The 13,147-nt window shown below is 61.3% G+C and carries 13 protein-coding genes and 1 pseudogene; 7 read left to right on the top strand and 7 right to left on the bottom strand.

Annotated features, from left to right (window positions below):
- Both FFS37_RS34035 and FFS37_RS34030 read left to right on the top strand, forming a co-directional pair.
- Positions 1–543: multicopper oxidase domain-containing protein (locus FFS37_RS34035; protein WP_171026538.1), on the top strand; the 543-nt coding region annotated here is incomplete at its 5' end.
- A gap of 22 nt (positions 544–565) precedes the next feature.
- On the top strand, positions 566–1,510 hold the full coding sequence (locus FFS37_RS34030; RefSeq protein ID WP_137935294.1) for an NAD(P)/FAD-dependent oxidoreductase: 945 nt from the start codon (positions 566–568) through the stop codon (positions 1,508–1,510).
- Positions 1,511–1,568: 58 nt separating this feature from the next.
- Here the strand turns inward: FFS37_RS34030 and FFS37_RS34025 are convergent, their stop codons facing one another.
- Positions 1,569–2,675, bottom strand: a complete 1,107-nt coding sequence (locus FFS37_RS34025; protein WP_210240512.1) for a ferredoxin--NADP reductase — start codon at positions 2,673–2,675, stop codon at positions 1,569–1,571.
- Between the two features lies 1 nt (position 2,676).
- Positions 2,677–3,258, bottom strand: a complete 582-nt coding sequence (locus FFS37_RS36690) for a class I SAM-dependent methyltransferase (RefSeq protein ID WP_408631471.1) — start codon at positions 3,256–3,258, stop codon at positions 2,677–2,679.
- 260 nt (positions 3,259–3,518) lie between these two features.
- Between FFS37_RS36690 and FFS37_RS34015 the strand changes: the two genes are divergently transcribed.
- The 3 genes and pseudogenes from FFS37_RS34015 to FFS37_RS34005 all read left to right on the top strand — a co-directional run bounded on the left by FFS37_RS34015 (position 3,519) and on the right by FFS37_RS34005 (position 5,546).
- Positions 3,519–4,130, top strand: a complete 612-nt coding sequence (locus FFS37_RS34015; protein WP_232375889.1) for a TetR/AcrR family transcriptional regulator — start codon at positions 3,519–3,521, stop codon at positions 4,128–4,130.
- 840 nt (positions 4,131–4,970) lie between these two features.
- Positions 4,971–5,266, top strand: a pseudogene (locus tag FFS37_RS34010) (hypothetical protein).
- Positions 5,267–5,303: 37 nt separating this feature from the next.
- A complete protein-coding gene (locus FFS37_RS34005; protein WP_137935292.1) occupies positions 5,304–5,546 on the top strand; it encodes a hypothetical protein in 243 nt (80 codons plus the stop codon).
- Between the two features lie 185 nt (positions 5,547–5,731).
- Here the strand turns inward: FFS37_RS34005 and FFS37_RS34000 are convergent, their stop codons facing one another.
- The 4 genes from FFS37_RS34000 to FFS37_RS33985 are packed head-to-tail and all read right to left on the bottom strand — an operon-like array spanning position 5,732 to position 11,001.
- Positions 5,732–5,935 carry a hypothetical protein gene (locus tag FFS37_RS34000; protein WP_137935291.1) on the bottom strand — a complete coding sequence of 68 codons (204 nt, stop codon included), beginning with the start codon at positions 5,933–5,935 and terminating at the stop codon, positions 5,732–5,734.
- A gap of 43 nt (positions 5,936–5,978) precedes the next feature.
- Positions 5,979–9,158: an efflux RND transporter permease subunit gene (locus FFS37_RS33995; protein WP_137935290.1), complete on the bottom strand. Its 3,180-nt coding sequence runs from the start codon at positions 9,156–9,158 to the stop codon at positions 5,979–5,981.
- Positions 9,155–10,597 carry an efflux RND transporter periplasmic adaptor subunit gene (locus FFS37_RS33990; protein WP_137935289.1) on the bottom strand — a complete coding sequence of 481 codons (1,443 nt, stop codon included), beginning with the start codon at positions 10,595–10,597 and terminating at the stop codon, positions 9,155–9,157. The genes FFS37_RS33995 and FFS37_RS33990 overlap by 4 nt, the downstream gene beginning before the upstream one ends.
- Positions 10,594–11,001 carry a FixH family protein gene (locus FFS37_RS33985; RefSeq protein ID WP_137935298.1) on the bottom strand — a complete coding sequence of 136 codons (408 nt, stop codon included), beginning with the start codon at positions 10,999–11,001 and terminating at the stop codon, positions 10,594–10,596. Before FFS37_RS33985 ends, FFS37_RS33990 begins: the two co-directional genes overlap by 4 nt.
- Positions 11,002–11,360: 359 nt before the next feature.
- On the opposite strand from FFS37_RS33985, the gene FFS37_RS35935 reads away from it, so the two are divergent.
- Together FFS37_RS35935 and FFS37_RS33975 are read left to right on the top strand one after the other, a co-directional pair.
- Positions 11,361–11,609: a hypothetical protein gene (locus FFS37_RS35935; protein WP_171026537.1), complete on the top strand. Its 249-nt coding sequence runs from the start codon at positions 11,361–11,363 to the stop codon at positions 11,607–11,609.
- A gap of 110 nt (positions 11,610–11,719) precedes the next feature.
- Positions 11,720–12,247 carry a DUF2306 domain-containing protein gene (locus FFS37_RS33975; protein ID WP_137935287.1) on the top strand — a complete coding sequence of 176 codons (528 nt, stop codon included), beginning with the start codon at positions 11,720–11,722 and terminating at the stop codon, positions 12,245–12,247.
- Positions 12,248–12,371: 124 nt separating this feature from the next.
- On the opposite strand, the gene FFS37_RS33970 is transcribed toward FFS37_RS33975, so the two are convergent.
- Positions 12,372–13,028, bottom strand: coding sequence for a class I SAM-dependent methyltransferase (locus FFS37_RS33970; RefSeq protein ID WP_171026536.1), 657 nt, complete (start codon positions 13,026–13,028; stop codon positions 12,372–12,374).
- Between the last annotated feature and the right edge of the window lie 119 nt (positions 13,029–13,147).

Here is a 13,147-nt window from a genome sequence, read left to right as displayed (position 1 = left end):
TATTTCTATCACACCCATGATCATGTCGACCGTCAGCAGGCGCTCGGCCTCTATGGCGCGCTGATCATCGACCCGAAGAATCCGGCCGACGCAATCACCGCCGACCTGGAATATACCGTTCAACTCCAGGAATGGCTGAAACGGGAAGGGCTGACCTTTCCGTCCATGCCGATGGACGGCGGCTTTCCCAATTTCTTCACCATCAACGGCAAGTCTTACCCGTCGACGGACACGATCAAAATGAAGGTGGGTCAGGTGCTCAAGATTCGTTTCGTGGGAACCAACACCACCGCCATCCATCCGATGCATATTCACGGCGGGCCGTTCGAGGTCGCCGCCATCGACGGTGCGACGCTGCCCCAAAACGCCCGCTATACGGCCGATACCGTCAATGTCGGGCCTGGGCAAAGGTTCGACGTCCTGTGGCGGGCGCTTCGGCCTGGCAAGTGGCTGCTGCATTGTCACATCCCGCATCATACGACGAACAACAATGTTGAGGAGAAGGGCGGCGGCGGGCTGACAATGATCATCGATGTTAACTAGCGTCGGTAGAGGTTTTTGATCGATGCCCCCAATCTCTGGTGTTTCTTCCGACGCAGCCGAACTGCTCGATTGTCTGATTGTTGGAGGAGGGCCGGCCGGTTTGACGGCGGCCATATACATTGCCCGGTTCCATCTCTCGGTCTTGGTCGCCGATAGTGGTGAGAGTCGGGCTGATCTCATTCCGCTCACCCGCAACCTTGCGGGTTTTCCCGATGGAATCGCGGGTTCCGAGCTTCGCGCGCGCATGCGGGAACAAGGAAGGCGCTACGGCGTACGCCATTGGGCTGGAAAGATCGTTTCCTTGAAGGGAGGGCCGGGCATGTTTGTGGCCCACACAGTGGAGGGGGTGTTTCAAGCACGCACCGTGCTGATGGCAACGGGCGTCTTCAACCGGCGACCGAAAATGCCTGACGATCTCCACGACCTGGCTCTGTCGCGTGGCTTATTGCGTTATTGTCCGATTTGCGATGGCTATGAGGTGACCGATAGCTCGGTCGCGGTGATAGGAACCGGCGAACACGGAACGAGCGAAGCGGAGTTTCTGCGCAGTTACACCGCTGGAGTGACTTTGATCGCACCGACGGGCGATCATGAGCTCGACGCAGCGCAGAGATCGCGGCTCGATAACGGCGCCATTCAAGCAGTTGACGGTCCGTGCCTCGGTTTTGAACTGTTGCAGGATGGCATCGCGATCGGCACACCGACTGGCCGCCGCTTGTTCGCAACAGTCTACGCAGCGTTAGGGTCCGATGTCCGATCGGAACTTGCGATTGCGATGGACGCCGAAGTATCGCGCGACGGATGTCTTATCGTCGATAAACACCAAAGAACCTCGGTAGCCGGTCTGTACGCGGCGGGCGACGTGGTGCGCGGGCTTGATCAACTCTCCTATGCAATGGGACAAGGCGGTGTCGCCGCCGTTGCAATCCGCAACGACCTAGCTCGCTCGACTCCGTTGCGGCGGTAGTCTGGCGGCATTCGTGAGATGACTCCAGGGGACCGCGTGCTGTGTTGTGTGCAACAGTCTACAAAGGGCCCGCGGGGCCATCCTGCCGATGTTCTGTATGATCGCCATGTCCGCGAAAAGCATTGCCAGTACGGTCCCTGCCTGAGAGATGGTGACCGGCAAAATACCCGATCTTGATTATCGCAAGAACAAGCAATATCCCCATCACAGCATACCAGATCGAGTTCGCCGCAGAGCCTGCACCTAGGCCGCTGCGAAATATCGAGATGGCAGCGCCAGCGTGCAAGATGACCAGCGCGGCCACGGCCAGGACCATAGCAGCTATCGGAATGGTCCGCCTCAATCCATGGGCAGCGACACCGCCGATCTTGTTGAGATCGAATCCAGTGAACTCCTCGGCCTGTATGCTGGCCTCGTCGACGCCTGAACGGCCGAGCATCGTCTTCGTGACGCTGACCATCTCCGGCAATCCGGAAATGTAATAGACCGGAAGCAGCGGATCATCGACGTGCCTTGCAAGCATGGAATGGGTTATGCGCCCGGTTTCGCCAGTCCATGAACGGGCCGAGCCCGCCGCTTCGGTCATCGTCGCAACCAGTTTGAAAGATGGGTTCTGCTCCGCGAGCGCCTGCAACTCCGCCAGATACGCGGCGTCCTCCGGTCGCCGGTTCGAGTAGAGCAGAAATAGCCTGTGCGACAGCTTTCGCTCGATTGCGTCCTTGATCATCGAGAAGGCCGGAACGATGCCAATGCCGCCGGCGAGAAAAACTGCCGGCCGTGAGGGATCCTCATGCAGCGCAAATGCCCCGTGCGGAACATCCAGCAGCACCTGGATGAGAACCTTGTCTCCGGTTTGCAGCCGACCGAGAACCCGCTTGAATGCGGTGTCACGCATTCTCATGGCGATCACCAGGTCGGCTTCCCGGGGTGTGCTGGCGAGCGAGAAAAACCGGCTGTCGCCCTCGCGGTCCGTTTCGGCGGGGTCGATGAGCGTGATGCGCACATGCTGGCCGGCCTTGAAACGAAAGTCGTCCGGCCTCTCGAAGACAAAAGCCCAGCTGTCTTCCGCAATCTGCTCTTTGCCCTTCAACGCCACTTCGAATGAAGCCTTCTTCATCGAAGTGCCTGAGCCGCCATGCATGCGACGATAGCGTTCGTGATCCATGTCAGGTCTTCCTTGCGCTTTGATCGCCACGTGGGGCCATCGCGAGAGCAAACTGCAAATTACGGATTCCCACCGCGCCACTCTCGACGATATTCAAGCCCGCGTCGCCGAGCATCGCGATTATGTCGGGGAGGTCGACATGGCCGTGGCGGTGAAAATGCGCGAGAAAATCTCTCTTCTTTGGGGCGGAAGCTGCGAAGTCGACGACAAGCAGGCGCCCGCCTGGCTTCAGTACTCTTCTTATTTCCCGGACGCACTGTTCGCGTGCTTTGCGGGGCAAATGATGAAGCATTATTGTGGAAAGGGCAGCGTCGAATTGAGCATCGGGAAACGGCAATGCCTGGGCAGCCGCATGCTTGAGAACGACTTCGAGGCCGGCCTTTCTCGCTTTTCTATCCGCTCTGACCAGCATCTCCGGCGACGCGTCGATGCCGTATACCGTGCCCGTCGGTCCGACATGCCGTTTGGCCTCGATCGCAAGGGCGCCTGTCCCGCAACCCACATCCAAGACGGACTCGCCTGGCTCCAGGTGCGCCAAGTTGAGAATCCTCTGCCGGAAGGCCCGCTCCCGCCCGAGCGTCATCAGCCAAACCGTGAGATCGTAGAGGGCGGCCCGTCGCAGGACCAGGCCGGTCGTGCCAGGCGGCAGATTGGGGTTGGCGGCGTTCGTCACATCATCCTCGATCGGTTGGTATGGGCGAGGCCCTCGCACCCGCTCGCGGTCGCGGTCGCGTTGCAAAAGTGAGCAAGGTGTAAGATAACGGGCATCAAGTCCAAAATCCTTTTGCCGGACAAATCGATACGAACGTCCAGTACTGCGCAGTCCGCTCGATTCGGCCGTGAATGGTGATGCAGATGACAAAGATGTCGATAGACCGCCGCGTCGCCCGCACCAGGGACACGCTGCACCAAACCTTGATGTCCCTGATCCTGAAACAGGGCTACGAAGCGATCACCATCCGGGACATCTGCGACACGGCCAATGTCGGTCGATCCACCTTCTACGCCCACTACACGAGCAAGGACGATTTGATGCGGAGTGGCATCGAGAACCTGCGCAGCGTGCTCGTCGATCGGCAGCGGGCCGCTCAGGCCAATCCGGGAGACATCAGGCACCGAAGCTTGGGATTCAGTCTCACCTTGTTCGAGCACGCCCGCGACCATATCGACCTTCATCGGGGGTTGGTCGGCGGCGGCACGGTCGCCCTTGGCATCATTCGCCAGATACTTGCCGATCTGGTGCGCGGCGAACTTGCCGCAACCGTCGACAAGAAATCGGAGGGCGCCACCCCGCGCGAATTCGTCGTCCAGTATATCGTAGGCGCCTATATGGCGGTGTTGACCTGGTGGCTCGACCGAGGCGCGAAGCCCCCGCCCACCGAGGTCGATGCGATGTTTAGGCGCTTGGCAACTGACGGAATCCTGGCTCATCTTGCCGAAGGCGATAGAAGTTAGAGCCGCACGTCCTTGGGGACGCCGCCTCCGGTGACGATCTCCTCAGTTGTGGTCCTTGTCTGTCGTGGTCCTTGTCTTCAGATGGCGATTGCCAATCCTGTTAGGCTCGCAAGTATTTGACGAGCGCCGCAATCGCGAGCACGAGCGCGACGAGCACTAAGACCCAGATGAGGGCCATGCCGCCCATCATCCACATACCACTTGCACCGTCCATCATAGCAATCATCCCTGCGGCCGAGGGCCCGGCTTCGCCGGTGTGTTTCGGCGATTGCGAGGTGAATTGGTTCGCCGCGCATTTCCGTCAACACGACAAAAGTTCGATCTGTCGCCTGTTGCGGACTGTTATCAGCTTACCTTGCCGAAGAACGAATGAGTTCATAATAGGCTTCGGCCACAGTGTGCTGGTCGACCGAGGACTCAGAAACGGCAGAGTTCTGGTCCAGCACCTCCAGTGCCCGGAGCAAGTGCTCCGCGACATCCGATCTGCCTTGTCGAAATGCCAGTCTGAACAGGGCCAGAAGCTGCCTTTCGAGAGTCATGGTTCCCCGCGTCATTAGCACGACCTCCAGAGATATACGGTCATGCTAAAGGTTCCAGCAACCGGAAGGTCAAGCGCCGTTTTCAAAATGCCAAGGCAAGCTTCGAAGCCTTGCTTTTCACCCGCATCTTTGGCTCATCATCGGTGCCTAAGCCGTCACACACCCGGACCGACGCGGATGCGTCAGACACAATCCAGAAACAATTTGGAAACACTCGCGAAAAAATTCTGGAGGATAATCGCTTTCGCGACGGTCAGCTCATCGGCTGCAGCACTTGCCCTCGGGTTTTACGGACAAACCGATGCATAGGGTCTCGATCAGCTTGGCTGCGTTGCTCGGCATATCGCTCATCACGTCGCGGTCGAACAATCGGACGCAAAGATGGCACTCACCCGGGCCGAGCGTTGCAGCAGTCTGAGCCGTCAAGTTGACGAAGCCCTCGAAACCCATCCCGCGGCAACGCAGGTCACCGCGGCGAAGGCACTTCAAAGCAAGGGAAACCGGCTCTGCGCCAACAAGAAACAGGCACAAGGGATCCGGATGCTCGCGAGTGCTTTGAAGCTGCTTGGAGTGACACCGATCGACCCCGTTCAGTGACACTCAAAACCGACCTGCACGAAAAGGAAACGAAGCCATGAAAAAGTCCCTCCTCTCCGCCCTCGGTCTCGCGGTCGCGCTCGCTTTCTCGATGCCGGTTCTCGGCAACGCCGCTGCCACCACGACCGCCGCTCCGGCCGCCGCCACGACGACTGCCGCTGCGCCGGCCGCAGCGAAGCCGGTTGCCGCCAAGAAGGCCTGCAAGGTGACCAAGAAGCACAAGTGCCCGGTGAAGAAGCACAAGGCTGCCAAGAAGACGGCCCCCAAGAAAGCCTATTAAGCGCTGCACGTTTTATCTTATGAGGAGACCGCTCCAGCTGTAATTGCCTGGAGCGGTCTTTATTTGTTCCGCGCGACGGGACATGCCGGCGGTAGGCGCTGAAAGCGGCGCACACAGTGCCCGGTTAAGTTCACGGCCGACGCCGCGCCGCCTCTCGGCTTGCGTCGGCCCTGGAGTTTTTAAGCCTATCGCAAGACGGCACGAAGAAGCGGCTGCCGTCCATTCTGCTCTCGGTTCTCCTCGGCGGTTTTCGTGGCCTCAGGTGTGGCCAGAATGCCGATCCAGTTCGCCAGCCGCGTGTCCAATGCGGCCAGCGGGCGCACCGAGCCGTCCATTTCGCACCGGTGACCCAAATTGATGACAAGCAGTCCCCAGATGCCCATGCCCATATCATCCCGCCGCCATCATCTCGTGCATCATTGCGGCCTCCTATCATTCGGCAGCAAGGTCAAACATTGCAGGTTCCGCGAGCACAACCTCATCGATCGTCGATGCGATGCCCTTCGGCAACCGCCAGCCCTTGACCAAGCCGTAGATCGCCGGGATGACCACCAAGGTCAGGAGGGTGGAGGAGATCATACCACCGATCATCGGCACGGCGATGCGCTGCATCACTTCCGAGCCGGTGCCGGTGCTCCAGAGGATCGGGATCAGACCCGCCATGATTGCAACGACAGTCATCATCTTTGGCCGGACGCGCTCCACAGCGCCAAGCATGATCGCCTCATAGAGATCTGTCCGGACGAACGGCTTTTTGTGTGCGTCCCGCTCTGCCTTCACTTCGGCCATGGCCTGCTCCAGATAGATCAGCATGACGACGCCAGTCTCCGCAGCGACCCCTGCGAGCGCGATGAAGCCGACCGCCACCGCCACCGACATGTTGAAGCCGAGCCACCACATCAGCCAAATCCCGCCGACAAGGGCGAAGGGCAAGGACAGCATGACAATCAATGTCTCGGTGAGTGCCCGGAAGTTGAGATAGAGCAGCAGGAAGATGATGAGCAGCGTGACGGGCACGACGATCTTCATCCGCGCCGCGGCTCGCTCCATATACTCGAACTGCCCGCTCCAGGCGACCGAGTAACCGGGCGGCAACTTCACCGTCTCCGCGACGGCCTTCTGGGCATCGGCGACGTAGCCGCCGAGATCCCGGCCGTTGATGTCGACGAAGATGTAGGTCGCGAGCTGGCCATTCTCGGTGCGGATCGAGGTCGCGCCGCGCATGAGTTCGACTTTCGCGACCTCGCCTAGAGGAATGGCACCGCCACCGGGCAGCGGTACTTCGACGTCGGTGGTGATCGACTGTGGATTCGAGCGCAGATCACGAGGGTAGCGGATATTGACCCCATAACGCTCGCGTCCCTCGACGGTCGTCGTCACGGTCTCGCCGCCCAGCGCCGTCGCGATGACGTCCTGGACGTCGCCGACGGCTAGCCCATAACGGCCGAGCGACTCGCGATCCGGAACGATATCGAGATAGTAGCCGCCGATCACCCGCTCGGCGTAAGCACTCGACGTGCCGGGCACCGTCTTGAGAACAGTTTCGATCTGGCGTGCGATCTGTTCCATCTGCGCCAGGTCGGTCCCGTACACCTTGACCCCAACCGGGGTTCTAATTCCGGTTGAAAGCATGTCGATGCGGGCGCGGATCGGCATGGTCCAGGCGTTGGAGACGCCGGGGAACTGCAAGGCTTTGTCCATCTCGGCCTTGAGGCTGTCGATGGTGACGCCAGGCCGCCATTGCTCCTTTGGCTTCAGGTTGATGATGGTCTCGAACATCTCGGTAGGAGCCGGGTCGGTCGCGGTCATCGCCCTCCCCGCCTTGCCATAGACCGAATCCACCTCCGGAAAGGACTTGATGATCCGGTCCTGCATTTGCAGGAGTTCCGCCGCCTTGGTGACAGAAATCCCCGGCAGCGTCGTCGGCATGTACATCAGCGTGCCTTCGTTCAGGCTCGGCATGAATTCAGAGCCGATCTGGGTCACCGGCCAGACGGAGACTCCAAGCACGACAAGCGCGAGCGCTATGGTGAGCGTCTTCGCCTTCAGGACACCGCGAATGACCGGACGGTAGACCCAGATCAGGAAGCGATTGATCGGGTTCTTGTGCTCCGGGATGATCCGTCCGCGCACGAACACCACCATCAAGGCAGGCACCAGCGTGACCGACAGGATCGCAGCCGCCGCCATGGAGAAGGTCTTGGTGAAGGCGAGAGGGCCGAACATCCGGCCTTCCTGCGACTCGAGCGTAAAGATCGGCAGGAATGATACCGTGATGACAAGCAGGCTGAAGAACAGCGCCGGGCCGACCTCACTCGCAGCATCGATCAGGATCTGTACTCGCGGTTTGCCGGGCGGAGCGCGCTCCAGATGCTTGTGGGCATTCTCGATCATGACGATAGCGGCGTCGATCATCGCGCCGACGGCGATGGCAATGCCGCCGAGGCTCATGATGTTGGAGCCGAGCCCGATCGCCTTCATGGCGCCGAACGCCATCAGGATGCCGACGGGCAGCATCAGGATGGCGACGAGCGCGCTGCGCAGGTGAAGCAGGAACACCACGCAAACCAAAGCGACGATGACGCTTTCCTCGGCCAGCGTGTGCTTCAATGTCTCGATCGCCGCCTCTATGAGATGCGAGCGGTCGTAGACGGGCACGATCTCGGCGCCGCTTGGCAGGCTGGTGGCGATGTCGCTCAAGCGTTGCTTGACGTTCTCTATCACGGTCAGGGCATTGGCCCCGAACCTCTGCAGGACGATGCCGCTCGCGACCTCGCCTTCGCCATTGAGTTCGGTGATGCCGCGCCGTTCGTCGGGGCCGATCTCGACCTTGGCGACGTCCTTGAGGCGTAGAGGCACGCCCTGGTCTGTCTTCAAGACGATGTCTTCGATATCGGCAGTCGACTTGATGTAGCCGCGGCCGCGCACCATGAACTCGAATTCGGAAAGCTCTAGCGTGCGTCCGCCGACATCCCGGTTGCTGGCGCGCACGGCGTCGCGGACCATCGACAGCGAGATGCCCTGGGCACGCAGCCGCAACGGATCGACGACGATGTTGTACTGCTTGACGAAACCGCCGACGCTCGCGACCTCGGCGACCCCTTCCGCCTTGGAGGCGGCGTATCGGACCACCCAGTCCTGCAGCGACCGCAACTCGGCAAGCGTCATGTCCTTGGCAACGACGGCATACTGGTAGACCCAACCGACGCCAGTGGCATCGGGGCCGAGGCCCGGCGTGACGCCAGCCGGCAGGCGCTGCGCGGCGGCGTTGAGGTATTCGAGCACGCGGCTGCGCGCCCAATAGGGATCGGTGCCGTCCTCGAAGATGACATACACGAAGGACACGCCGAAGAAGGAGAACCCCCGCACCACCTTGGACTTCGGCACGGTGAGCATCGCTGTCGTCAGGGGATAGGTGACCTGGTCCTCGACGACCTGCGGGGCCTGGCCGGGATATTCGGTGTAGACGATGACCTGGACGTCCGAGAGGTCAGGAATGGCGTCGAGCGGAAGCGTCTTCAGCGCGTAGGCTCCGGCGCCCACGGCGAACGCCGTGGCGACGAAGATCAGGACCAGATTGCGTGCGGACCACGCGATGAGGCGGGCAATCATTGCGCTGTCTCCGGGTTCGTCATGCCGCTCAGAGCGGCCTTCAGATTGCTCTCGGCATCGATCAGGAAATTCGCCGCGACCACGACTCGGTCGCCAGCGGCAACGCCGTTGCGGATTTCGGTGAAGCCGCCGCCCTGAAGTCCGATCTTGACCTCCCGCGGCTCGAAGCGGCCCTCACCCCTGTCGAGGATCACCACCTGCCGCGTCCCGGTGTCGATCACCGCGCTGTCTGGGACGGCGACGACCGAGGCATTGCCGCCGCTGGCGATCTCGACGTCGGCATACATATCCGGCAGCAAGAGGCCGCCCAGATTGGGGATCTCGATCCGGACCTTGGTCGTGCGGGTTTCCTTGGCGACCTGCGGATAAATCAGGGCGACGCGGCCGCTGAAGGTCTGGCCGGGTAGACTTCGCACCTGGATCGTGGCGACTGCGCCGACCTTCACGGCCCCCAGCTGATATTCGGGCACGTCGGCGACGATCCAGACGGTCGAGACGTCGGCGAGGCGGAAGAGCACGTCGCCGGGCGACGCCTTCATGCCTTCGACCGCGTTGCGCTCGAGGATCACGCCATCGCGCGGGGCGGACCAGGTGATGGAAGTCTGGACCTGGCGGGTGCGGTCGATCGCGGCGATCACGTCGGGCGGGACCGCAAGGTTCTCGAGGCGCTGGCGTGCCCCGGCCGAGGCGCGGCCGCTTCCGTTCAGGTCTGTAAGGTATTGGGCGCTCGCCGTGGCGATCTCGGCCGAATACAGACGCATCAGCGGCTCGCCCTTTTTGACCCGACCGCCAGTGGTGACATCCGCTACCTTGTCGATGAATGCATCTGAGCGCGTCGCGACCACCGAGATGCGCCGTTCATCAAGCTGCACGGTGCCCGGCACCCGCACCGGCCGAACGATCACCTGCTCGCTGGCGACCTCCGAGCGGACGCCGGTCCGCTGCAGTTTGCCTGTCGCGACCTTGACGGTCGAACCGTCGTCATCCTCGCCCGCGAAGACGGGGATGTAATCCATCCCCATAGAATCCTTCTTCGGCATCGGCGAGGTGTCCGGAAGGCCCATCGGGTTGCGGTAGTACAAGATCTTCTTTTCGCCGTTCGCGGGAGCAGCGGCCACGGTTGCAACGGTAGCCGGCGGCTTGTCCTCGAAGCTCAGGTCCTCCCCTGCCAGAACGGGCACGAAGTCCCGCCCATCGGCGGTCTTCCTCGGAGTCGCCGCATAGGCCGGGAAGCCGTCCGGATCCCGGTAGTAGATGACGGGTCCGGCAGGCGCAGGGTTGGCGCTCGCCGGGGCCGCTGCAGTGCCTTCGAGCCAGGCGACGGCTTGCAGCCACGGGGTGGCAGGCAGCGCGAGATCGCGATGCCCCGCCCAATAGCCTCCGACCCCCGCCGCCACTATGGCGGCGAGGGTGAGGCCAGTACGGCCTGCGCCACTCATGGGATGGCCTTGAATTCGAGCTTGTTTTCGAGAGAGCCGGTTTCGCCCTGCACCTTAGCGCCCAGCGACAGGCGGTAGCCACCTGGCATCATCAGATTGGCCTTGAACCGATAGATGCCGGGCTCCTTGGAGGGCAACGGCTCGATTGGCGCCGTCATCATCTCCATGCCGTCCGGCGCCATATCGACGCGCTGGGTGAAGATCACCGCGTCGGGCACAACCTTGCCGGAGCGCTTGTCGATGAGGCGGACCGCGACAATCGCGGCGTCGCCTTTCTTGATCGCGTTTTGAATGAGTTGAAACTCATAGTCGTCGATCCCAGCCCAGGCCTTCGAATTGGCGCCACCGACAGCAAGACCGATCAGCGCCGCGGCTGCGGCGTGCTTCGCATTGTAAAAGTTCATCGTCAGATTTTCCCAAAGTTCATCATTTGACCGCGCGAAGATGCACGGCAGGTTCGTAGCCAGGCTCGTGCCAAAGCCACGGGCTCTCACCGCAAGGCCGTCAGCCACGCGGCGACAAATGGCTCCGGCGGAGCCGTCGATGAATTCAGCTTCGTGGAGGTCTGGGAGGCGGCGGAGCAGGCAGGAGATCCCGTCCGACATTGTTGCCAGGCGTGATCACGCCAGCCACAGATAACCGGGTCAGCGTGATTGCAGCGGTCGTCGACGCGCTCGGAAAGCACTTGGCGACACACAAGGTCGCGAGAGGACAGGACTTCTGGCAATCAGGTAGTTGCTGCCTCTGGTCCGAAGGACACGGCATGGCGTCAGACATGGATGCCATATCGGCCATTGTCGTCGCCGTAGGATCGACAACCATCATCACCGCAGCGGACGGTGTCACCATCGGCGCGGTCAAAAGGCTCACGACGGCCAGAATCGAAAGCAGGCGGGAGAATACGGTCCAGAACTTCACACAGGCTCAATGGCATATGGTGCAGTGCAAGAAAAGCTCCCTGGCCTCACATTTCCGTCAGACGCAGCGCGCGATGTCGAGAATATGGGTATAGCAGTGCCCTATATGCTCCTGTTGTGTGGCCTGTCCGGCCACATACAAGGTCGGAATTCAGCTCCTCGACGTCAACCGTCGATGCGAGCTCAGCCTCGAGAGACTGACAGGATGGTAGACGAAACACTTGTGGCCGGGATTGCGATCCCTTCGACGTCGCCGATCTTTCTAGCCATAGTGGGATTCCATGTCCTCGCGGGACTTGGGTGCGTCGTCACCGGTGCCGTCGCCATGCTGAGCCCGAAAGGGCGCGGGCGGCATTCTAAATTCGGTACGATCTATTTTTGGTTCCTGGCCACTGCTTTCATTTCTGCGACCGGGCTGTCTGCAATGCGTTGGGCTGAGGACTACCACCTGTTCATTCTCGGGACGCTTTCCTTCGCAGCAGCCTTTCTAGGCCGCAGGGCGCTTCAGCGCCGATGGCCCAACTGGGCGAGCCTACACGTCACCGGCATGGGGCTCTCCTACGTCCTGTTGCTGACCGCCTTCTACGTGGACAACGGAAAGAGCCTGCCGCTATGGAAGGAGCTTCCTCCCATTGCCTACTGGCTGGCGCCGGGGGCGGTCGGTATTCCGCTCATCGTCTACGCCCTGCTTCGCCATCCGATCGTGCGGCGTTCAAATGACTTTGGCACCTGAATTGAACTACCTCCGGCATTGCCCGATCCCCGCCATCGCGTAGATCGATGCGATGTCTGGTGCCTGACAACCGATGGAATCTTGCCGCACCGGATTTCCACGACGGACCTGGCTCCAGACCCGTTCATGTCACCGGCTTTTTGAGCACGACAAACCAGTTACCGTTGAGCATGCCTTCGTCACACAGCTCGAAGCCCGCGCTTGTTGCCATCCGCCGCCAGGCGCCTTTGCCCGAGAAAAGCAGCGCAAGCACGCTGACGATCGCGAACATCGTCCATCCGGGCACCCAGACGATGAGAAGGAAACGCCCGCCCGGTTTCAGGATCCGCAAGATTTCGCGCAGCCCCTGTTCCTTTTGCAGGCCGAGGTGGTCGATCGCATGGGCGCTGACGGCGGCGTCGAAACGGCCTTCCGGAAAGGGCAGTGCAGTCAGGTCGCCGAGCTCGATGTCAACGCGCCCGGTCAGGCCGGCAAGCCGCAGATTCTGTTCGAGCAACGCCCGGCCGCCGCCTTCGATATAGTCCGAATCGCAGCGGTCGAGCGCGACGATCCTTTCGCTTCGCAGGGCACGCCCGAGCGCGATCGTAGTTCGGTCAGCGCCGCATCCTGCATCCAGGACCACACCTGTGTCGCCCGACAGAAGGTCGACCATCGGCAAGGCCGCATGCTCGTAGCGTCCGACGGTGCGGGCAATGAGGCCTCCGGCGAAGAAGTTCGCCGCGCTGTCTGACGAACGCATGCTCAGCGGCAACTGGTTTATTATGCTCAAAAAGCGGGGCAAGGCGACCCGCCTTCAGCAGGGAGAGACAGGATTCCATCGGTTGCCAAGCGCCCGAACGTGTCATCGACCTGCGCGGTCGGCGGCTTCGCCAAAAATCTCCTGAGATGCGTAAATGATAA

The organism is Mesorhizobium comanense, from assembly GCF_005503535.1.
Lineage (GTDB): Bacteria > Pseudomonadota > Alphaproteobacteria > Rhizobiales > Rhizobiaceae > Mesorhizobium > Mesorhizobium comanense.
This window is presented reverse-complemented; position numbering and strand designations above follow the sequence as displayed.

Excerpts from the sequence above, each read along its gene's own strand:
- FFS37_RS34030 (WP_137935294.1), top strand. The coding sequence starts at position 566 with ATGCCCCCAATCTCTGGTGTTTCTTCCGACGCAGCCGAACTGCTCGAT.
- FFS37_RS34025 (WP_210240512.1), bottom strand. The coding sequence starts at position 2,675 with ATGGATCACGAACGCTATCGTCGCATGCATGGCGGCTCAGGCACTTCG.
- FFS37_RS36690 (WP_408631471.1), bottom strand. The coding sequence starts at position 3,258 with ATGACGCTCGGGCGGGAGCGGGCCTTCCGGCAGAGGATTCTCAACTTG.
- FFS37_RS34015 (WP_232375889.1), top strand. The coding sequence starts at position 3,519 with ATGGTGATGCAGATGACAAAGATGTCGATAGACCGCCGCGTCGCCCGC.
- FFS37_RS34005 (WP_137935292.1), top strand. The coding sequence starts at position 5,304 with ATGAAAAAGTCCCTCCTCTCCGCCCTCGGTCTCGCGGTCGCGCTCGCT.
- FFS37_RS34000 (WP_137935291.1), bottom strand. The coding sequence starts at position 5,935 with ATGGGCATGGGCATCTGGGGACTGCTTGTCATCAATTTGGGTCACCGG.
- FFS37_RS33995 (WP_137935290.1), bottom strand. The coding sequence starts at position 9,158 with ATGATTGCCCGCCTCATCGCGTGGTCCGCACGCAATCTGGTCCTGATC.
- FFS37_RS33990 (WP_137935289.1), bottom strand. The coding sequence starts at position 10,597 with ATGAGTGGCGCAGGCCGTACTGGCCTCACCCTCGCCGCCATAGTGGCG.
- FFS37_RS33985 (WP_137935298.1), bottom strand. The coding sequence starts at position 11,001 with ATGAACTTTTACAATGCGAAGCACGCCGCAGCCGCGGCGCTGATCGGT.
- FFS37_RS35935 (WP_171026537.1), top strand. The coding sequence starts at position 11,361 with ATGGCGTCAGACATGGATGCCATATCGGCCATTGTCGTCGCCGTAGGA.
- FFS37_RS33975 (WP_137935287.1), top strand. The coding sequence starts at position 11,720 with ATGGTAGACGAAACACTTGTGGCCGGGATTGCGATCCCTTCGACGTCG.